Below are 19,133 nucleotides of genomic sequence, written 5' to 3'. Positions count from 1 at the left end.
TTGCAAACGCCTGCACGCCCCGGCGGGGAAAACGTGAAAATACTGGGAAGGAACAGTTAATTTTGTGACAAACCCTTGCGGTTTCCCCTGTTTTGATATAAAATGAAAGCAACTTAAAATATAGGAGGCTGTTTCCAATGGCTATCAAAATCGGTATCAACGGCTTTGGCCGCATCGGCAGACTGGTGTTCCGCGCTGGTCTGGACAACCCCGACTACGAGTTCGTGGGCATCAACGATCCCTTCATGACCCCTGACTACTGCGCTTACATGCTGCGCTACGACACCGTGCACGGCCAGTACAAGGGCGAAATCAGCTACACCGATGACGCCATTGTCGTCAACGGCAAAGAGATCAAGTTCTACGCTGAGATGGACCCCGCCAACATTCCCTGGGGCGAGTGCGGCGCCGACTACGTGGTTGAGTCCACCGGCGTCTTCTGCACCACCGAGAAGGCTTCTGCCCACATCAAAGCCGGCGCCAAGAAGGTCGTCATCTCCGCTCCCGCCAAGGACAAAGAGACCCCGACTTTCGTGTGCGGCGTCAACCTGGAGACCTACACCAAAGACATGATGGTCGTCTCCAACGCTTCCTGCACCACCAACTGCCTGGCTCCCATCGCCAAAGTCATCAACGACAACTACGGCATCGTCGAGGGCCTGATGACCACCGTTCACTCCACCACCGGCACCCAGAAGACCGTTGACGGCCCCTCCAAGAAGGATTGGAGAGGCGGTCGCGCCGCTGCCGGCAACATCATCCCCTCTTCCACCGGCGCCGCCAAGGCCACCGCTCTGGTCATCCCCTCTCTGAAGGGCAAGCTGACCGGTATGTCCATGCGCGTTCCCACCCTGGATGTCTCCGTGGTCGACCTGACCGTCAAACTGGCCAAAGCCACCACCTACGAGGACATCTGCGCCAAGATGAAAGAGGCTTCCGAGACCTCTCTGAAGGGCGTGCTGGGCTACACCGAGGACGCCGTTGTCTCTTCCGACTTCTACGGCGATCCCAGAACCTCCATCTTCGACGCCAAGGCCGGCATCATGCTCAACGACACCTTCGTGAAGCTGGTTTCCTGGTACGACAACGAGTGGGGCTACTCCAACAAAGTTCTGCAGCTGATCTCCCACATGGCCGAGGTCGACGCGAAGTAACTTTGCCGCAAGCATTCAAAAGGGCCGCTGCCGAGAGGCAGCGGCCCTTTTATTGTTCGAAGAATGAACGGCAATATGCGGAAAAAGGGCAAAGGAAACGGCGGTTGACCGCAGCGCTTGTGGGAGGGAGGACCCGTGCCTTTTCCCGCCGCTGCAGCGTTTTGTTCGGGTGGGATGGCAGAGCTTTTCCCCGCACAAAACTTGGGGCGCTTTGAGCGCTGGGGGGGCGTCCGCTTTGCCGGCGCTCCTTCGGCGCCTACCCCCGCCCCAAAGACCGGGCCGGTGAACAGCCCTTTTGGGCGATCAAGCGCGCTTTTTCTTCGGGCGCCGCGGCCTAATTCGCCATGGGCAGCGGAGGGCCCTTTGACGGCCTGTCCCCCATTGCGGCCCGACACCCGCCCTGTCAGCCAGCGGCGGCCGGGAAGGCCATTGCCACAGAGGATTTGCTTAGGGCCGGATGCCGCCCGCTCGGGAGACCGGGCCGCCATACCGCCAGACGGCGGCAGCCAGGACGGCGGTCACCACAGCTGCCGCAGGCCAGAAGAGGGGGTTGTGGGTGCCGCCCGCCAGGATCAAGAGCCCGCCCAGGGTGGCCAGCAAGGGGATGAGCACCCCGCTGACCCAGCCGCCCGCCTTCCCCCGGAAAAACAGCCGGATGAGGAGGAAGTAGACCGCCATGTAGAACAGGTAGCTAAAGGCCACCGTGCACTCGGACAGGTCGGCGTTGGGCAGCCAGCCGCCGCGCTGGCTCCAGTAGTGCAGCCCCAGCCAGAGCGCCGAGGCGGCAAAGGAGAGGATGGCCGAGGGGATGGGGATGTCCAGCCGGGCGTTGACCCGTTCGAGGGTGGCGGCGCCGGGCACCATCCCCCGCAGGGCCAGGGCGTGGGGCATGCGGATGCTCCCCATCACCAGGCCGTTGACCGTCCCCATCACCGAGATGAGGACAAAGACCAGCACCGCCTTGGCCCCCCAGGGCCCCAGCAGATCGCCGGCCATCACGTCGATGTGGGCGTCCCCCAGGGCCATCACCCGCTCCGGGCCCAGGTAGCAGGAGACCCCCACAAAGTAGAGCAGGTAGATCGCCAACACCAAGAGGGGGGCGGCGATGAGGGCGATGCGGAGGTTTCGCTTGGCGTCGCGCACCTCGTGGGCGATGGAGGTGGCCACGATCCACCCGTCAAAGGAGAAGGCGATGGGGGCCAGGGCCGCCGTCCACCCCAGGGCGGCAAAGGCGCTGCCGGTCTGCGGGGGGACGATGGAGGAGGGGTCTCCGAAGAGCATCCCCACGGCGGCGAAGAGGAGGAGGGGGATCAGCTTGACCACCGAGGAGAGGCGCTGAAAGGCGCCTCCGAATTTGGGGGAGAGGGTGTTGTAGAGGTAGCACAGCAGCAGGAACCCGCCCCCCACCAGCACCTGTGTGCCCAGGGACCAGTCCTGCCCAAAGAGGAGGGCCAGATAGACCCCCACCACCGAGGAGACCACCGAGATGAGGGAGGGGTAGTAGAAAAAGGTCTGAAACCACCCGGCCGCACAGGCCAGCCGCCGGCTGCCGAACTCCTGGGCATAGGCCACCAGCCCGCCGGGGGAGTCGGTGAGGGAGGCCAGCTGGGCAAAGGCCAATCCGCCGAAGACGATGGCGATGGCCGCCACCGCAAAGGCCAGGGCCCCCAGGGCGATGTTGCCCCCGGTGAGGGTGAGGATGTCGTCGGCCTTGAAGAAGATCCCCGAGCCGATGACGATCCCCACGATCATGGTAAAGGCGGTGAACAGGCCGTATTTTGGTTTGAGTTCCACGCAGTTGCCTCCTTTTCCCCTTTTGCGCACAGCAAAAAGAGGGCTTTGTGTTGAGTATGGTCGATTGCTCCGCCCTTTAGCCGCCCGCCGCTGCCCGGCGGGCAGAAAAAAGGCGGGCCGCCCGGAAGGGGCAGTCCGCAGTCGACTTGGAAAAGGGAGAAAAAATTTGAAAAGCGTTTTCAATTGCGGGTAAAAATGGTAGTATACTAATGGATAGGGGCGACGGCCCGACCCTGGGGTGCCGCCTACTTTTTGCCCCTGCCACCGCCGTTTTTGCCCAGCTCCGCCTCCACATTGCTGATGAGGTTTTGCAGGGAGGAGTAGTAGAGCGGGTAGTTCTCGGTCATGGACTGGGTGGTCAGAGCAAAGGCGTCCCGGTTTTCGATGGGGGTGAGCCCCTCCAGGTCCTGCCCAGCCGACAGGCAGTCGATGTTGGCCTCGTTCTGGCTCATGGCGCTGCGGCAGAGGTGGGACACCCGCACCTTGGAGATGCTGAACATGGTGTCCTGGTTTTTGGGGTTGATGCCGCAGAGTTTGCGAAAGGACTTGTAGACGGCGGTCATCAGGTAGCTCGACACCTCCCGCGTCAGCGAGTCGTTGCGCCCCTTGGAGAGCATGTCGAAGACGATGTGCAGGGAATTGGTGATGAGCTTTTTGTTGAGCACCGGCATGATGCTGCCGGCAAAGGCGTTCTGGCGGCCGCCGTCCCCGTCGGGCAGGTCGTCCACCGAGAGGGTGAGCCCGGCCCGGTCGGGCGAGCGGCCCAGCAGGTAGTCGCAGGAGACGCCGTAGTAATCGGCCACCTTCACCACGAACTCCAGCCCGCACTCCCGTATGCCCTTTTCGTAGTGGGAGAGGAGGGCCTGGGAGATCCCCAGGCTGGCAGCCACCTGCTTTTGGCTGACCCCCTTCTCCTTCCTCAAAAGAGTCAGGATCCTATGAAAATCGGCATTCATCGTCAAAACTCCCCGCATTTTTACATAGTGTAAATTATAAAGCAAGCAAAACCTTTTGTAAAGGCAAATTTGAGCGATTTGGGCGGAGGGATTTTTCTTTCTCCGCATTGCAATAATAAGGAATGGTGTTTTTATGAAAACTTACAAGGTCCACCTCATCCGCCACGGCCTCACCCAGGGCAATTTGGACGGTCGGTACGTGGGGGCGCGCACCGACCTGCCCCTCTGTCCCGAGGGGGTGGCCCGCCTGCGCCGACTGCAGGGGGATTACGACTACCCGGCGGCGGACAAGCTCTATGTGGCGCCCCACCTGCGCTGCCGGCAGACCGCCCACCTGCTCTACCCCGGGGTGGCCGAGCAGGAGGTCATGGAGGAGCTGGGGGAACTGGACTTCGGCCGCTTTGAGGGCAAGACCTTGGAAGAGCTCAAAGGCGACCCCGACTTTGAGAAGTTTGCTGCCGGGTCGCCGGACGCCTTCATCCCCGACGGGGAGGAGATCGAGGAGTTTGCCGCCCGCTGCACCCTGGGCATCCGCACCGTCATCGAGGACATGATGAAGGGCGGCCTGGAGTCGGCGGCAGTGGTGGTGCCCGGCGGGGTGATCATGGGGCTGCTGGCCGCCTTTGGCTACCCCCGCAAGCGCCAGTTGGAGTGGCACTGCGACGACGGCTGCGGCTACACCCTGCTGGTGACCCCCCAGCTGTGGCAGGCCGCCCAGGCCTTTGAGGTCATCGGCATCATGCCCCACGGAGCGCAGACGCCGACCCCCCTCAGCGGGCGGTAAAGAGAGAGATTCGGCGGGGCCTGTGGCCCCATGGAGAGAAAGGCGGTCGCGTGATGGCAGAAGAGAGAAGAGAGCAGTTGGGCCTGGTGCACATCTACACAGGGGACGGCAAGGGGAAGACCACCGCCTCGGTGGGGCTGTGCGTGCGGGCGCTGGGCGCGGGGGAGCGAGTCTACTTCACCCAATTTTTAAAGGGCGGCGACTCGGCCGAGCTGGAGAGCCTGCGCCGCCTGGGGGCCCAGGTGTGTTCGCCCCTCACCAGCGGCAAGTTCTACTTTGCCATGGACGAGGGGGAGAAGGCGGCCTGCCGGGCCCAGCAGCAGGAGCTGCTCGCCCAGGCCGCCGCTGCCGCCGCCGGCGGGGCCTACCGGCTGGTGGTCTGCGACGAGATCATGGCCGCCCTCTCCCTGGGCCTGGTGGAGGAGGGGCAGGTGCTCGCCCTCCTCGCGGACCGGGCCCCGGGGACCGAGGTGGTGCTCACCGGACGGGACGCGCCGCCCGCCCTGGTAGAACAGAGCGATTACTGCACCGAGATGTGCTGCCGCAAGCACCCCTTCGAGAGGGGCGTCCCCGCCCGCAAGGGGATCGAGTTTTGACGCTGGCGGGAAGGGAGGGAGCGAGCGAGTTGAGACAGAGCATCAAGCGGGACTCGAAAAAGATCCTTCGCCACCAGATCGGCAAGGCCATGGCCGTCCTCTTCATGGTGGTGTCGGTGCTGATGTTTTTCACCCTGGTGGAGCGCATCTGCGTGCAGACCCTCAACATCTGGGGCCTCTCCGACCTCTTTGCCCTGGGGGAGGTCCCCTTTGACGCGCCGGTGGTGATCCTCAGCGCCTCGGTCATCCTCGCCATCTGGCTGCTGCGGGGGCTGGTCCTGGCCCCCCTCTATCTGGGGCAGCACCGCTGGTACTGGAATGTGGCCCTGGATCCCGACGCCCCGGTGTGGGATGTCTTTCACTACTTCGGCGGCCTGCGGCGGATGGGGCGGAGCATCTGGTATGCCCTCAACCTGATTGCCCGCAGCGCCTTTTACAGCGTCTGCATGCTGGCCCCCCCGGCGGGGCTGCTCTGGGCCGGGTACTACTTCTACATCTCCACCGACAGCACCCTCTTCACCGCCCTGGGGGCGGTGGTCATCATCCTCTCCCTGCTGCTGATGGCCTTGACGGTGCCGCTGCTGGTCTACTTTCTGACCCGGTACTTTCTGGCCAAGTACATCGTCATCTCCCGCTCCGACATCCCGGTGCGAAAGGCCTTTCACATCTCGGTGAAGGAGATGGCCAGCCGCCGGGGGGAGCTGTTCTTCCTCTATCTGTCCTTTCTGCCCTGGGCGCTCCTCTCCCTGCTGGTGATCCCCATCCTCTACTTTTTTCCCCACCTCTCCACCAGCACCGCCCTCTACGCCCACTGTTGGCTGCGGGAGGTGGACTTCACCGCTTACGGCTGCCCGGCGCAGCGGGCGACAGAGGGGGCCAGCCGCCCTTAAAACAGCTCCGCCCGCCCTCTGACAGGGCGGGGAGAGAAGAGAGCCGCACCGGACTGCCAGGCCCGGTGCGGCTCTCTTTTTATCGGGTTGCCCTTGCCGCAGAGAGCGGCGTTTTTAGGGTGCAAAAAAGGCAGCGCCGAAGCGCCGCCTTTTTTGCCGCGTGAGGAAACGCGAAGTGCAAACTTGTATGAAAATATAGAGGGCAAGCGTGGGGAGAAGAAGCCTATTTTTTCAGCTTCTCAATGCAGTCGCTGCAGACCAGGCGGTCCATGTAGTTGACCAGATCCTTGTCAGAGCCGCAGAAGACGCAGCTGTCTTTGACCTTGCGCAGGCTGATGACGTCGTCCTCCACGAAAATTTCAATGTTGGTCCCCTTGGTCATGTCCAGGCTGCGGCGCAGCTCAATGGGGATCACGATGCGGCCGAGTTCGTCCATCTCACGAATAATGCCAGTAGATTTCATTGCTATTTCTCTCCTTCTTGTCGATATAAAACTGCAAAAAATGTGGGAACTGAGATTATTATAGTCAAATGGGGTCGATTTGTCAATTTTTTCAAGTAAATAAATGGGAGAAAGGAATACAATTTACACTCTTGACATATTTATCCTCGAGAGAGGGGCGGATTTTCGTGATGACGTATATATGGGTGGGGATGCTCGTTCTGTCGGTGATCTGCGGGGCGCTCACCGGGCGGATGGAGGGGGTCTCGGCCGCCGCCATGGGGGAGTGCCTCAAGGCGGTGGAGCTGTCCATCACCCTGCTGGGCTCCCTCTGTCTCTGGGGCGGGGTGATGAACATCGCTGAGAAGTCTGGGCTGACCGAAAAGATCTCCGGCTGGTTTTACCCCCTGGTGGGCAGGCTTTTTAAGGGGGTGCGGCGGGACTCCCCCGCCTTTGCCGCCATCTCCATGAACCTGATGGCCAACCTCCTGGGGCTGGGGAACGCCGCCACCCCCCTGGGCCTTGCCGCCATGCGGGAGCTGGACCGGCAGAACGGCGGCGGGGAGAGCGCCTCCGACGACATGATCACCTTTGTGGTGCTCAACACCGCCTCGCTGCAGCTCATCCCCACCACCGCCGCCACCCTGCGGCTCAAGGCGGGCAGCCAAAACCCCATGGAGATCATCACCTGTGTCTGGCTCTGCTCCGTCCTCGCCCTGGCGGCGGGGCTGCTGGTCAACCGCGCCCTGCGGGGCGCCACCCGCACCCGCGAGCCCGGGCCGGCCGCCCGCCGGATCGCCAAGGGGGGGAGCCGGCCGTGACCGCCTATGTGGTGCCCCTGCTCCTCTGCGCTTTTGCCCTCTACGGCATCTCGCAGAAGGTGCCGGTCTTTGACGCCTTTATGGAGGGGGCGGGGGAGAACGCCAAGGTGATTTTGCGGGTGCTCCCCTCCCTGGTGGGGCTGATGACCGCCGTGGGGATGTTCAAGGCCTCCGGGGCGCTGGACCTCCTGCAGGTGGGGCTGGCGCCGGTGGCGTCGCTGCTGCAGATCCCGCGGGAGATCATCCCCCTGGCCCTCCTGCGCCCCATCTCGGGCAGCGGGGCGATGGTCATCTTTCAGGACGTGCTCCAGTCCTTCGGGCCGGACAGCTACATCGGCCGGGTGGCCAGCGTGCTCATGGGCTCCACCGAGACCACCTTTTACACCCTGGCGGTCTACTACGGGGTGACCCACGTCAAAAAGACCCGCCACACCCTGCCCTCGGCCCTCTCGGCCGACCTGGCGGGCTTTGTCTGTAGCGCCCTGCTGGTGCGCCTCTTCTTCGGCGCGGCGGGGTGAGGGGCAAAAAAAGAGGGGCGCAGGTCCGCCGCGCGCGGCGTCTGCGCCCCTTTTTGGGCCGCCTTCCCCTTCGGATTAGGGGGAGGCGGCCTTTTGGCCGGCCGGGTCTCTTCCGGGTGAGTGGAGGAGGCCCTCAACTGGACTGCCCCTCTGTCAGCTCCTCCATCGAGACCTGCAGCAGTTGGGCGATCTGTGCCAACTCCACGTCGGTCACAAAACGGCTTCCATTTTCAATTCGCTGGATGGCGTTCTTGTCCAAATCCAGGCCGAGCACCTGCAGCCGTTCGGCCAACAGCCGCTGGGACACCCGGGGCCGCATCTGTTTGCGCAGATGGGCAATTTGCTTGCCGCAAAGGTTGTTGCGGCCGTCGGGAGCTTTGTTCTTGTACATGGTCGTATCACCTTCTCGCTCGCCTTGCGCAGGCGTTTTTTCAAGCCAGTTTTATTATAGGTTTGCCCGGGAGAGAGGGTGACATTCGCCTAATGTCAGGGTCGCGCGGCCGTGGGAAGAGGGGATAAAAAAGAGAGGGCGGGGGAAGCCACTGCTTCTCCCGCCCTCTCGGGCGCATGGAATGCACGGTTGTGTAGACAGGTGTTTTACAGGCCGATGAAGCCCACTTTTTTGTAGACCTTTCGCAGCATCTTGGCGGTGGCGCGGCAGGCCTTTTCCGCGCCCTCGGTGTAGCATTTTTCCAGGTATTCCCTGTCCTTTGACAGCCGGGCGAAGGCCTCGCGGATGGGGGCCAACTCGTCGCTGACGGTCTCGCCCACCGCCAGCTTGAACTCGCCGTAGCCCCTGCCGGCAAACTCCCGCTCGATCTCGTCGAAGTCCTTGCCGGTGATGGCGGAGTAGATGGACATCAGGTTGTTGATGCCGGCCTTCCCCTCCCGGCGGCAGACAACCCCCTCGGAGTCGGTGACCGCCTTTTTGAATTTGCGGAGGATGACGTCCGGCTCGTCGAGGATGGAGATGAAGCCGTTGGGGTTGGGGTCGGACTTGCTCATCTTCTTCTCCGGCTCGGTGAGGGACGTGATCTTGGCCGCCGTCTCTGGGATATAGGGTTCGGGCACCACAAAGGTCTCGCCGAAGCGGCCGTTGAAGCGGTTGGCGATCCCCCGGGCCAGCTCCAGATGCTGTTTCTGGTCCTGCCCCACCGGCACCAGGTCGGTGCCGTAGGCGAGGATGTCGGCGGCCATCAGCACCGGGTAGGTGAAGAGCCCGGCGTTGATGTCGTCGGGGTGCTTCTGGCTCTTCTCCTTGAACTGGGTCATCCGCCCCAGGTCGCCGAACTGGGTGAAGCAGGAGAGGACCCAGGCCAGCTGGCTGTGGGCGGGGTTGTGACTCTGGATGAAGAGCAGGCTCTTCTGGGGGTCGATGCCGCAGGCGATGAGCAGGGCGTAGCAGTCCAGCGTCTGGCGGCGCAGCTTGGCCGGGTCCTGTTTGACGGTGATGGCGTGCAGGTCCACCACCGAGTAGGTGCAGTCGTACTCGTCTTGCATGGGACCCCAATTCTTCACCGCCCCCAGATAGTTGCCCAGGGTGAATACCCCGGTGGGCTGGATGCCGCTGAAGATGACCTTCTTGCGCGGGGTCGTGTTCTGTTCCATAAATGCTCCTCTTTTCTATACTAAACGTAATTTATGCAAAAGTTTTTACAATTTCCGCCATGATCTGCACCCCTTTGACGATCTCCTCGTCGCTGGGGGTGGAGTAGTTGACCCGGAAGGAGTGACAGGGCTGGCTCTCGTCAGTGTAGAAGGCGTTGCCCGGCACCAGGGCCAACCCGGCCTTGACGCACCGCTCGCAGAAATCCAGCATGTCGATTTCATCGGGGAGGGTGCACCACAAAAACAGGCCGCCCTGGGGCTTGCGGTAGGTGACCTTGCCCGCCAGGTAGCGGTCGATGGCCTCGCACATGGTCTGGGCCTTTTTGCGGTAGGTGGCCTGCAGCCCGGCGATGTGCTCGTTTACGTCCCAGCGGGTGAGGAACTCGTTGCAGATGATCTGCGCCAGGGAGTTGGAGTGGACGTCGGTGGTCTGCTTGGCCACCGCCAGCTTGGAGGCCAGCTCGTTCCGGGCCACCACAAAGCCCACCCGCAGGGCGGGGGCCAAGATCTTGGAGAAGCTGCCCAGGTAGATGACCCGGTCGCCCCCCCGGTCGAGGGACTTGATGGTGGGCACCGGCTCCCCGTCGATGCGCAGGTCGCCGTAGGGATTGTCCTCCAAAATCAGCAGGTCGTGGGCATGGGCAAAGTCGAGGATGGCCTGGCGCTTTTGCAGCGAGGTGACCACCCCGCTGGGGTTTTGGAAGGTGGGGATGATGTAGAGGAAGCGGGGGTTGTGGGCCCCCTCCCAGGCGGATCGCAGGCTCTGCAGCGAGAGGCCGTCGTCCTCCAGCTCCACCGGGGCCAACTGCACCCCGTAGGAGCGGAAGGTGTTGAGCGCGCCGATGAAGGTGGGCTTTTCCACCAGCACCGTGTCCCCCTCGTCGCACAGGCATTTGGTCACTAAGTCGATGCCCTGCTGGGCGCCAGAGGTGATGAGCAGGGTGTTCTCGGAAAAGTCGATGCCGTAGTCCTGGGCCAGCCATCGCTCCAAGGTGGTGCGCAGGGCGGGGTAGCCCTCGCTGAGGGAGTACTGCAGGGCGGCGGTGGGGTCTTTTTGCAGGATGTCGGCGGTGATGGCGGCGATCTTCTCCACCGGGAAGGTCTCGGACGCGGGGTTGCCGGCGGCGAAGGAGATGACATTCGGGTCGGACGAGTACTTGAGGATCTCCCGGATCACCGAGGGCTTGAGGGTCGACATCTTGTGCGAGATGGGGTAGGACATGACGGTTCCTCCTTTTCACGGTCCCAGCCGGGCCCCGATGGGGCGGGCCGGGGGATGGGTGCGGCTGGAAATGCCAGGGGCGCGCAGCGCGAGGCGATACGGGTCATGGGGCGGGGGGCAGAGGGCGTTTGCACATCTGCCCGGCCGCCGCTGGTACAATAGCCGCGTTGCGGCTATTATACCACAAAGAGCGGGGGGAGAAAAACCCCCCGCCCCCGCAAAGCGCCGAAAATCCCCCGGCCGGCAGCCGATAAATTGACAAATGACGGCCCAGACTGTACTATAAGGGCAGGTGGCTGCCGCCGCCTTTTTTGTGCGGCGCCGGCCGACTGCATACCGCAGCAGCGCCCGCCCCGGTGGCCGGGCAGTTTTGATTTGAAGAGAAGAAAAGGTGGTAAAGAGAATGGAAGGCAAAGTTCGCACCCGGTTTGCGCCCAGCCCCACCGGCTACATGCACGTGGGCAACCTGCGCACCGCCCTGTACGCCTATCTGGTGGCCAAGAAAGACGGCGGCACCTTCATCCTGCGCATCGAGGACACCGATCAGCAGCGCAAGGTCGAGGGGGCCGAGGACATCATCTACAACACCCTGCGCCAGTGCGGCCTGCGGTGGGATGAGGGCCCGGACATCGGCGGCCCGGTAGGCCCCTATGTGCAGAGCGAGCGGATGGGGATGTTCATCGACTACGCCAAGCAGCTGGTGGAGTCGGGCCACGCCTACTACTGCTTCTGCGACAAGGACCGGCTGGAGCAGATGAAGACCATCCAAAAGGCCTCCGGTCAGCCCACCCGCTACGACGGCCACTGCCGGAACCTCTCCAAGGAGGAGGTGGAGGCCCGCCTCGCCGCCGGGGAGCCCTATGTCATCCGCCAGAAGATGCCGCTGGAGGGGACGACCACCTTCCACGACGAGATCTTCGGCGACATCACCGTCGAGAACAGCACCCTCGACGACCAGGTGCTCATCAAGCGCGACGGGATGCCCACCTACAACTTCGCCAACGTGGTGGACGACCACCTGATGGGGATCACCCACGTCATCCGCGGCAACGAGTACCTCTCCTCCACCCCCAAGTACAACCTCCTCTACCAGGCCTTCGGGTGGGAGATCCCGGTCTACATCCACTGCCCGCCGGTGATGAAAAACGCCACCGAAAAGCTCTCCAAGCGAAACGGCGACGCCTCTTTTGAGGACCTGGTGGCCAAGGGCTATTTGAAGGACGCGGTTCTCAACTACATCGCCCTGCTGGGGTGGAACCCCAAGGGCGAGGAGGAGATTTTCACCCTCGACGAGTTGGTGCGGGAGTTCTCCCCCGAGGACATCTCCAAGTCCCCCGCCATCTTCGACCCCCAGAAGCTGCGCTACATCAACGCCGAATACCTGCGGCGGATGGACGAGGAGACCTTCTACGAGACCGTTCTCCCCTGGATGAAAAAGGGCGTCGCCCGGGAGGACATCGACTTTCACCTGCTGGCCCAGGTGCTGCACGCCCGCACCGAGGTGCTGGAAGAGGTGCCCCCCCAACTGGACTTCATCGACGCCCTGCCCGCTTACAGCAACGACCTCTACACCCACAAGAAGATGAAGACCAACGCCGAGACCTCCCTGGACGCCCTGCAGAAGGTGCTGCCGGTGCTGGAGGGGATCGAGGACTTCACCCTCGCGCCGGTTCACGACGCCCTCTTTGCCCTCATCGCCGAGTTGGGGGTCAAAAACGGCGCCGTCCTCTGGCCGCTGCGGGTGGCCCTCACCGGCAAGTCCTTCACCCCCGGCGGCGGGGTGGAGATGGCGGTCATCCTGGGCAAGGAGGAGTCCCTCGCCCGCATCCGCAAGGGCATCGCCCAGCTGCAGGGCTAAGGGGCGCGTATCCCTTTTCAAAAGAGAAGAGCCGGCCGGGGGCCGCGGGGTCGGCAGGACCCTGCGGCCCCCTTTTTCTGTGTGCGGCCCCGCCGCGAAAGGAGCGAGTGAACATGTTTGTCGACCTCACCCTGAAAGTCACTCCAGAACGCACCAAGGACGCCCAGGGAAATGAAAAAAAGGCCCTCACCGGCCACCTGGGCACCCACTTTGACGTCATGGACAAGGTCTTCCCCCTGGCGTTTCTCCGCCGCCCGGCGCTGGTGCTCGACGTGTCGGCGGTGACAGGGCGGGACATTGAGCCGGAGGACCTGCCCCTGGAGCGGGTCCTCCCCGGCAACGCCGTCCTCTTTTCCACCGGCTGGCTCGAGCGGGAGGGCTACGCCACCCCCGCCTACTTCAAGGGGCACCCCCAGCTCTCCCAGCGGCTCATCGACGCCCTGCTGGAGCGGGAGGTCTCCCTCCTGGGCATCGACTGCGCCGGCATCCGCCGGGGCAGGGAACACACCCCCGCCGACCAGCGCTGCGCCGACCGGGGGGCCTTCGTGGTGGAGAACCTCTGCAACCTGCAGGGGGTGCTGCGGGGCGCGCCCTGGGCGGCCTGCACCCTCTACACCTTCCCGGTGAACTTCGCCCAGATGAGCGGCCTGCCCTGTCGGGTGGTGGCCGAGTTGCCCGAGGGGGAGGAGTAGGGGACAGGTCCCCCGCCCATTCCTCTGTGCGGCGAACGGGGGGCGTTCCCCGCGAGCGCCCGGCACCTGCCCGGGCGGCCCCGTTGAACGGCGATCCCTATCAAACAGAGAGAGGCGGCCCGGAGGGGGCCGCCTTTTTTGCGCCCTTTCCCGCAAAAAAGCGCCCCCTTCTCCCAAAAGGGGCCCTTCTTTCGCCTCCCTCGCCGCAAAGGGCTATTTTTCCCCATGCCCGCTGCGACAGAATTTCCACCCGCCGGCCCTCTATACTGAATGTACCAAAGAGGACCGACACCCCTCCCCCCTATGTGTATGCGCGGGGGGGAGGGAAGATGCGCAAACCAGGGAGGAATTGGCCATGAGAGGGATGCTGTTTACAGCCGCCGGGCGGCTGGCCCGGGGCAGGTCGGGGAAGAAGGGGGAGGGCCAGCGCAGCTGGCTGGCCCAGATGGCCCACCGCCACGCCTTTTTGCTGCGGCAGGCGGGGGTGTTCGCCGTGGGCTTTGTGCTGGCGGGGGCCTCGCTGCTGGGGGAGATGTCCCCCCTGGCCATCGCCTTTCTGGCGGCGGTCCCCGGCGACTATCTGCTCTGGAGCGCCACCGGCGCCTTCTGTGGCTACCTGCTGCTCACCCCGCTGGAGACGGGGCTCACCTACCTGGCGGCGGCGCTGCTGACGGTGGTGCTGCGCTGGGCCCTGGCCTTCCGGGCGGAGGACCGGCGGGCGGCCTGGCCCAAGATCACCGCCTGCGGCCTGGGGGTGCTCATCGCCCGGGTGGGGCTGGCCTCGGCGGTCGGGTTGGCGCCCGACCGGCTGGCCCTGTCCGCCAGCGAGGCGCTGCTGACCATGGGGGTCTGCTACTTCTTCACCGTCACCGCCGCGGCCTTCTCCCAGGGGAAGAGCCTCAAGGGCTTTTCCAACTTACAGCTGGCCAGCCTCTTCATCTGCCTGGCCTGCGGGCTGATGGCCCTCGACGGGATCGCGGTGCTGGGCCTCTCGGTGGGGCGGATGGCAGCGGTGGTCTTCACCCTGGTGGCCGCCTACCTGGGCAAGGAGTCCACCGGCGCGGTGGCGGGGGTGCTGATGGCGCTGGCCATCTCCCTCTCGGGGCCGCAGATGCTGCTGTTCATGGGGGCCTTCCCCCTGGGCGGGCTGGTGGCGGGCCTCTTCGCGCGGCAGAACAAGGTGCTCTGCGCCCTCTCCTTTGGGGTCTGCTGCACCATTGTCGCCACCTTCCTGCCGGCGCAGGAGCTCTCGGGCGGGCTGGTGGTGGAGTGGTTCGTGGGCTGCGCCCTCTTCCTCCTCCTGCCGGGGAGGCTGCTGGGGGCCCTGCCCCTGGGAGAGGGGGCGGACAGCCTGGTCAAGAGCGAGCGGGTCAAGCGGATGGTGAGCTACAAGCTGCAGTCCACCGCCGCCTCCCTCTCCACCATCTCCCACAAGATCCAAACCCTCTACAAGCGGCTGGACACCCTGGGCGGGGAGGACATCTCCCAGGTCTACCACTGCGCCGCCGACAAGGTCTGCAAAAACTGCGGGCTGTGCAGTTTCTGCTGGGAGCAGCAGTACACCGAGACCTGCGACTGTCTCAACAAGGGGATGGAGGCGCTGGGGCAGCAGGGCCAGCTCTCCGGGGAGGACCTGCCCCCCTATTTCGTCAAGCGCTGTGTCAAGCTGGCCCCTTTGCTGCAGGCGGTGGAGGAGGGCTATGAGCGCTACCTGCAAAACCGGGCGGTGGGGCGGAAGATGTCCTATGTCAAGAGCGGGGTCATCGGCCAGATGGACAGCCTCGCCAAACTGCTGGCGGGGATGGGCGAACAGGTGGAGAGCATGGACGACGTGGACATGCAGTCCAGCCGCCAGATCGCCAATCTCCTCACCGACCTGGGCTTTGCGCCCAAGGACGTCCTCTGCACCACCTCCCGCCAGAAGGGGGCCAAAATCGAGCTCAAGCTGGACAACGACCTGAGCGAAAAGCAGCAGCGCTACATCTCAGAGGAGCTCTCGGACTACTGCGAGCGCAACTTTGACGAGGGGGTGCTCAAAAAGACCCTGGACGGCAGTTACCTCACCCTCAACGAGCGCCCGCCCCTGGTGCTGGAACACGGGGTCTGCCAGCTGGCGGCGGACGGCCGCTGCGGCGACAGCTTCGACGTCTTTTCGGGGGAGGACGGCTACTGCTACTGCGTCCTCTCCGACGGGATGGGCACCGGCGACTTCGCCGCCATCGACTCCACCATGACCTGCTCGGTGGTCTCCACTGTGCTGCGCTCGGGCTTTGACATCGACGGCTCGGTGGAGCTCATCAACAGCGCCCTGGCGGTCAAGACCGGGGACGAGGCGGTCTCCACCATCGACCTGATGCGCTTTGACTGCTTCACCGGCGAGGCCCTCTTTGTCAAGGGGGGCAGCCCCTGCACCTACCTGCTGCGGGGCGGCCGGGCCGCCCGGCTGGGCAAGCCCTCCCTGCCCATCGGCATCCTCCAGAGCGTGGCGCTGGACAAGAGCGCCGCCCGCCTCAAGGCCGGCGACCTGGTGCTGATGGTCAGCGACGGCGCAGTGGGGGAGGACGAGGCCCTCATCGCCCAGCAGCTGGCCCTTTTAAAGGACAGAGAGCCCGAAGAGATCGCCCAGGCCATCTGCCAATTGGCCAAGCACGCCGCCGGCCAGCGCGACGACATCACCGCCATCTGCTTTCGGGTCTCGGCCCAATAGGCGTTTCCCCTGCTGGGGACGTCCCCTCTTTCGCCCGGTCAGCGGGGGAGGGGCGTCCAGCGGCTTGGCATATAATCTCCTCTTTTTGTGACAGCGCCCCCTCCCGCCCTCTTGCCGGCGAAGGGAGCGCTGCCGCGCGCCCGGCCCCTCTGCAAAGGTGCACAAAAAAGCCGCCGTCTGTTTTGCGAAAAAATAGACGGCGGTCTTTTTCTTTTTAGGAGGGGGCTCTTATACTGTAAGTGCGGCCAGTTCCCCCCGCGCAAGGAGGGTCACCGCCCGGCGGTCCGCCTGCACCAACCCCGCCTGCTCCAGCTTTTGCAGGGCCCGGTGGACGCTGCGCAGGGTGGTGAAGAGGGCGTCGGCCATCTCCTGTTTGGGCAGGGTGACCACCCCGTTTTCGTCGGCGCTGGCCAGCAGGAGGGCCGCCAGGCGGACGACCACCGTCTTTCCCTTGGCGCCGGTGCGCTCCAGCGACTGGTTGAGCTGCTGGCGGGCGGTCTTTTCGTAGAGGCGCAGGGCGAGCCCCGCATCCCGCTGCAAAAGGGCAAGCAGCTCCTCCCCGCCGATGCGGTAGCCCCGGCAATCCCCCGAGGCAAAGACGGTGGTGATGACCCGCTGGTGGCAGACGATCTCCAGGTCGCCGAAAATCTCCCCCGGCCGGTAGCGGTAGAGGATGGCGGAGAAGCCGTCGGGGTCCAGGGTGCGGACCACTGCCTCCCCCTCGGTGAGAAGGCAGGCCCACTCGGGCACCTCCCCCTGCAGCAAAATGGCCTCCCCATTCTTGCAGGCAAAGGGGGCAAAGTGCCCCAGCAGGCCCCGCTGCACCAGGTATTCCAAGATGTTGTCCACAGGCCCACCCCCTTTTTCTTTTATGATAGGGGGGCGGCATCCATTTGTCAATCGAGAGAGGAGAGATCGCACATGCAGACAGCGCGCAAAAAGATCATCATCGACACCGACACCGCGTCCGACGACGCGGTTGCCCTGGTGGCGGCCCTGCGGGACCCCACCCTGCAGGTGCTGGCCGTCACCGCCGTGGCGGGGAATGTGGAGCTGCCCCTGGCGGTCAAAAACGCCCTCCTCTCGGTGGAGCGGGCGGGCACCTATCGGCCGCCGGTCTACGTGGGGGCCGCCGGCCCCCTCCTCTGCGAGCTGGAGACGGCCGACCAGATCCACGGGGCCGACGGGATGGGGGACCTGGGGACCCTGGGAGAGCCCACCCTGGCCCCGACCCCCGGCCACGGGGCCGACGCTCTCGCCCGCTATGCCGGCGAGGGGGACGGAGAGGTGGAACTTCTGACCCTGGGGCCCCTGACCAACGTGGCCCTGGCCATCCGCAAGCACCCGGAGGCCATGAGAAAGCTGCGGCACATCACCATCATGGGCGGGGCGCACCCCTACCACAACCCCCACACCGTCTGTGCCGAGTTCAACATCATGGTGGACCCGGAGGCGGCGCAGATCGTCTTCTCCTTCGGGGTGCCCATCACCCTGGTGACCCTGGAGGCCTGCGGCGGCGCGGCCGAGCTGGATGACGCCGCCATGGAGCGGATGCGGGGGACCGGCGAGATCGGCCAGTTCTGCGTCGACTGCAACCGCACCCTGATAGAACTGGCCCGGGCGCAGGGGGGTGTCCCCTCCCTGGGGCTGCCCGACCCAGCGGCCCTGGCGGTCCTGGCCCGGCCGGAGCTGATCCGGGAGAGCTTCCCTGCCCACACCCGGGTGGAGACCCAGGGGGAGTTCACCCGGGGGCCACCGTCTTCTGCAAGCCCGGCAACCTCTATTCCCCCGCATTTGGGGACGAGCCCGCGCCGGAGAACACCCTGGTGGTCACCGGCCTTGACGTGGCGGGCTTCCACCAGTATCTTCTCGATCGGGTCGCCCTGTGACGGGGCCGCCTACAAGCCTTTCCCATTTTCCGTCAGAGAGAGCCGACCTCGTCAGAGGCTGGCTCTCTCTGCAGTTGCCGCAGGGGGAAGGGAATAAAAGAGGCACCGGTCCAGGCGGCCGGTGCCTCTTTGTACCCCGGGGCGGAAAACGTCGCCTTCCGGGTGGATAGGAGCGGTGGTTAGGCCTTGCCGGCGCAGCCCAAGACGTTGTTGATCTTGTGCTTGACCATCTCGCGGATGGCGTCGCGGGCGGGGGCCAGGTACTGCCGGGGGTCGAAGTGAGAGGGGTTCTCCCACAGGTACTTGCGGACCGCGGCGGTCATGGCCAGGCGCAGGTCGGAGTCGACGTTGATCTTGCAGACGGCCATCTTGGAGGCCTGCAGCAGCATCTCCTCGGGGATGCCGATGGCGTCGGGCATGGCGCCGCCGTACTGGTTGATCATCTCGACGAACTCGGGCACCACGGAGGAGGCGCCGTGCAGGACGATGGGGAAGCCGGGCAGCCGCTGGGACACCTCTTCGAGGATGTCAAAGCGCAGCTGGGGCTTCTGGCCGGGTTTGAACTTGTAGGCGCCGTGGCTGGTGCCGATGGCGATGGCCAGGGAGTCGACCCCGGTGCGGGTGACAAAGTCCTGCACCTGGGCGGGGTCGGTGAAGGAGGCCTTGTCGGCGTCGACCTTCACGTCGTCCTCGATGCCGGCCAGCTGGCCCAGCTCGGCCTCGACGGTCACGTCGAACTGGTGGGCGTAGTCGGCCACCTGCTTGGCGATGGCCACGTTCTCCTCGTAGGGGAGGTGGGAGCCGTCGAACATGACCGAGGTGAAGCCGCCGTCGATGCAGCTCTTGCACAGCTCAAAGGAGTTGCCGTGGTCCAGGTGCAGGGCGATGGGGACGCCGGTCTCCTCGACCGCCGCCTCGACCAGCTTGGTCAGGTAGGTGTGGTTGGCGTACTTGCGGGCGCCGGCGGACACCTGCAGGATGACGGGGGCCTGCAGCTCTTTGCAGGCCTCGGTGATGCCCTGCACGATCTCCATGTTGTTGACGTTGAAGGCGCCGATGGCGTAGCCGCCCTCGTATGCCTTTTTGAACATCTCACGGGTATTTACCAGTGGCATAGAAATTCACGCTCCTATTCTTTTGTCGGCCGGTCTCACACGCCGGCCTCCTAGCCCCTAGTATAGCAGACCCGGGGCCGTTTGGAA

General features: G+C 64.5%; 18 protein-coding genes. 10 read left to right on the top strand and 8 right to left on the bottom strand.

Annotated features, from left to right (window positions below):
* Positions 1–137 precede the first annotated feature (137 nt).
* Complete coding sequence (gene gap, locus ACTNAU_RS02335) at positions 138–1,154, top strand: type I glyceraldehyde-3-phosphate dehydrogenase (protein WP_021660543.1); 1,017 nt, start codon at positions 138–140, stop codon at positions 1,152–1,154.
* A 447-nt stretch (positions 1,155–1,601) separates the two neighbouring features.
* Here the strand turns inward: gap and ACTNAU_RS02330 are convergent, their stop codons facing one another.
* On the bottom strand, positions 1,602–2,948 hold the full coding sequence (locus ACTNAU_RS02330; RefSeq protein WP_441097429.1) for an APC family permease: 1,347 nt from the start codon (positions 2,946–2,948) through the stop codon (positions 1,602–1,604).
* A gap of 245 nt (positions 2,949–3,193) precedes the next feature.
* Positions 3,194–3,871 (bottom strand): helix-turn-helix domain-containing protein, encoded by a 678-nt coding sequence (locus ACTNAU_RS02325; RefSeq protein ID WP_353653892.1) that lies wholly within the window; start codon positions 3,869–3,871, stop codon positions 3,194–3,196.
* 166 nt (positions 3,872–4,037) lie between these two features.
* Between ACTNAU_RS02325 and ACTNAU_RS02320 the strand changes: the two genes are divergently transcribed.
* The 3 genes from ACTNAU_RS02320 to ACTNAU_RS02310 are packed head-to-tail and all read left to right on the top strand — an operon-like array spanning position 4,038 to position 6,174.
* Positions 4,038–4,688, top strand: a complete 651-nt coding sequence (locus ACTNAU_RS02320) for a histidine phosphatase family protein (protein ID WP_185915671.1) — start codon at positions 4,038–4,040, stop codon at positions 4,686–4,688.
* A gap of 53 nt (positions 4,689–4,741) precedes the next feature.
* Entirely contained in the window at positions 4,742–5,284 is a 543-nt protein-coding gene (locus tag ACTNAU_RS02315) for a cob(I)yrinic acid a,c-diamide adenosyltransferase (RefSeq protein WP_256135166.1), read from the top strand.
* A 29-nt stretch (positions 5,285–5,313) separates the two neighbouring features.
* Positions 5,314–6,174 carry a DUF975 family protein gene (locus ACTNAU_RS02310; protein WP_185915673.1) on the top strand — a complete coding sequence of 287 codons (861 nt, stop codon included), beginning with the start codon at positions 5,314–5,316 and terminating at the stop codon, positions 6,172–6,174.
* A gap of 223 nt (positions 6,175–6,397) precedes the next feature.
* Here the strand turns inward: ACTNAU_RS02310 and ACTNAU_RS02305 are convergent, their stop codons facing one another.
* The gene (locus ACTNAU_RS02305; RefSeq protein WP_021660535.1) at positions 6,398–6,637 is read right to left on the bottom strand and encodes an AbrB/MazE/SpoVT family DNA-binding domain-containing protein; all 240 of its coding nucleotides are present in this window, start codon (positions 6,635–6,637) and stop codon (positions 6,398–6,400) included.
* Positions 6,638–6,807: 170 nt separating this feature from the next.
* Between ACTNAU_RS02305 and ACTNAU_RS02300 the strand changes: the two genes are divergently transcribed.
* Both ACTNAU_RS02300 and ACTNAU_RS02295 read left to right on the top strand, forming a co-directional pair.
* Positions 6,808–7,437: a nucleoside recognition domain-containing protein gene (locus ACTNAU_RS02300; RefSeq protein WP_216400912.1), complete on the top strand. Its 630-nt coding sequence runs from the start codon at positions 6,808–6,810 to the stop codon at positions 7,435–7,437.
* Positions 7,434–7,955, top strand: coding sequence for a spore maturation protein (locus ACTNAU_RS02295; protein WP_185915674.1), 522 nt, complete (start codon positions 7,434–7,436; stop codon positions 7,953–7,955). Before ACTNAU_RS02300 ends, ACTNAU_RS02295 begins: the two co-directional genes overlap by 4 nt.
* Before the next feature lie 133 nt (positions 7,956–8,088).
* On the opposite strand, the gene ACTNAU_RS02290 is transcribed toward ACTNAU_RS02295, so the two are convergent.
* From ACTNAU_RS02290 to ACTNAU_RS02280, 3 genes are all read right to left on the bottom strand, one after another.
* Entirely contained in the window at positions 8,089–8,346 is a 258-nt protein-coding gene (locus tag ACTNAU_RS02290; RefSeq protein WP_185915675.1) for a helix-turn-helix domain-containing protein, read from the bottom strand.
* A gap of 206 nt (positions 8,347–8,552) precedes the next feature.
* Positions 8,553–9,563, bottom strand: coding sequence for a tryptophan--tRNA ligase (trpS, locus tag ACTNAU_RS02285; protein ID WP_441097428.1), 1,011 nt, complete (start codon positions 9,561–9,563; stop codon positions 8,553–8,555).
* 31 nt (positions 9,564–9,594) lie between these two features.
* Positions 9,595–10,785 carry a PLP-dependent aminotransferase family protein gene (locus ACTNAU_RS02280; RefSeq protein ID WP_441097427.1) on the bottom strand — a complete coding sequence of 397 codons (1,191 nt, stop codon included), beginning with the start codon at positions 10,783–10,785 and terminating at the stop codon, positions 9,595–9,597.
* Positions 10,786–11,188: 403 nt separating this feature from the next.
* Between ACTNAU_RS02280 and gltX the strand changes: the two genes are divergently transcribed.
* The 3 genes from gltX (at position 11,189) to ACTNAU_RS02265 (ending at position 16,042) form a co-directional block, all read left to right on the top strand.
* The gene (gene gltX / locus ACTNAU_RS02275) at positions 11,189–12,643 is read left to right on the top strand and encodes a glutamate--tRNA ligase (protein WP_441097426.1); all 1,455 of its coding nucleotides are present in this window, start codon (positions 11,189–11,191) and stop codon (positions 12,641–12,643) included.
* A 113-nt stretch (positions 12,644–12,756) separates the two neighbouring features.
* Complete coding sequence (locus ACTNAU_RS02270; RefSeq protein ID WP_441097425.1) at positions 12,757–13,335, top strand: cyclase family protein; 579 nt, start codon at positions 12,757–12,759, stop codon at positions 13,333–13,335.
* A gap of 355 nt (positions 13,336–13,690) precedes the next feature.
* On the top strand, positions 13,691–16,042 hold the full coding sequence (locus ACTNAU_RS02265; protein ID WP_441097424.1) for a SpoIIE family protein phosphatase: 2,352 nt from the start codon (positions 13,691–13,693) through the stop codon (positions 16,040–16,042).
* A 228-nt stretch (positions 16,043–16,270) separates the two neighbouring features.
* On the opposite strand, the gene ACTNAU_RS02260 is transcribed toward ACTNAU_RS02265, so the two are convergent.
* The gene (locus ACTNAU_RS02260; RefSeq protein ID WP_441097423.1) at positions 16,271–16,891 is read right to left on the bottom strand and encodes a Crp/Fnr family transcriptional regulator; all 621 of its coding nucleotides are present in this window, start codon (positions 16,889–16,891) and stop codon (positions 16,271–16,273) included.
* A 72-nt stretch (positions 16,892–16,963) separates the two neighbouring features.
* Between ACTNAU_RS02260 and ACTNAU_RS02255 the strand changes: the two genes are divergently transcribed.
* Positions 16,964–18,028 carry a nucleoside hydrolase gene (locus ACTNAU_RS02255; protein WP_441097422.1) on the top strand — a complete coding sequence of 355 codons (1,065 nt, stop codon included), beginning with the start codon at positions 16,964–16,966 and terminating at the stop codon, positions 18,026–18,028.
* An 82-nt stretch (positions 18,029–18,110) separates the two neighbouring features.
* Here ACTNAU_RS02255 and fba read toward each other — a convergent pair whose 3' ends face one another.
* Complete coding sequence (fba, locus tag ACTNAU_RS02250) at positions 18,111–19,046, bottom strand: class II fructose-1,6-bisphosphate aldolase (protein WP_185916367.1); 936 nt, start codon at positions 19,044–19,046, stop codon at positions 18,111–18,113.
* Positions 19,047–19,133 lie beyond the last annotated feature (87 nt).

Source organism: Bittarella sp. HCP28S3_D9, assembly GCF_052065655.1.
Lineage (GTDB): Bacteria > Bacillota > Clostridia > Oscillospirales > Ruminococcaceae > Bittarella > Bittarella massiliensis.
This window is presented reverse-complemented; position numbering and strand designations above follow the sequence as displayed.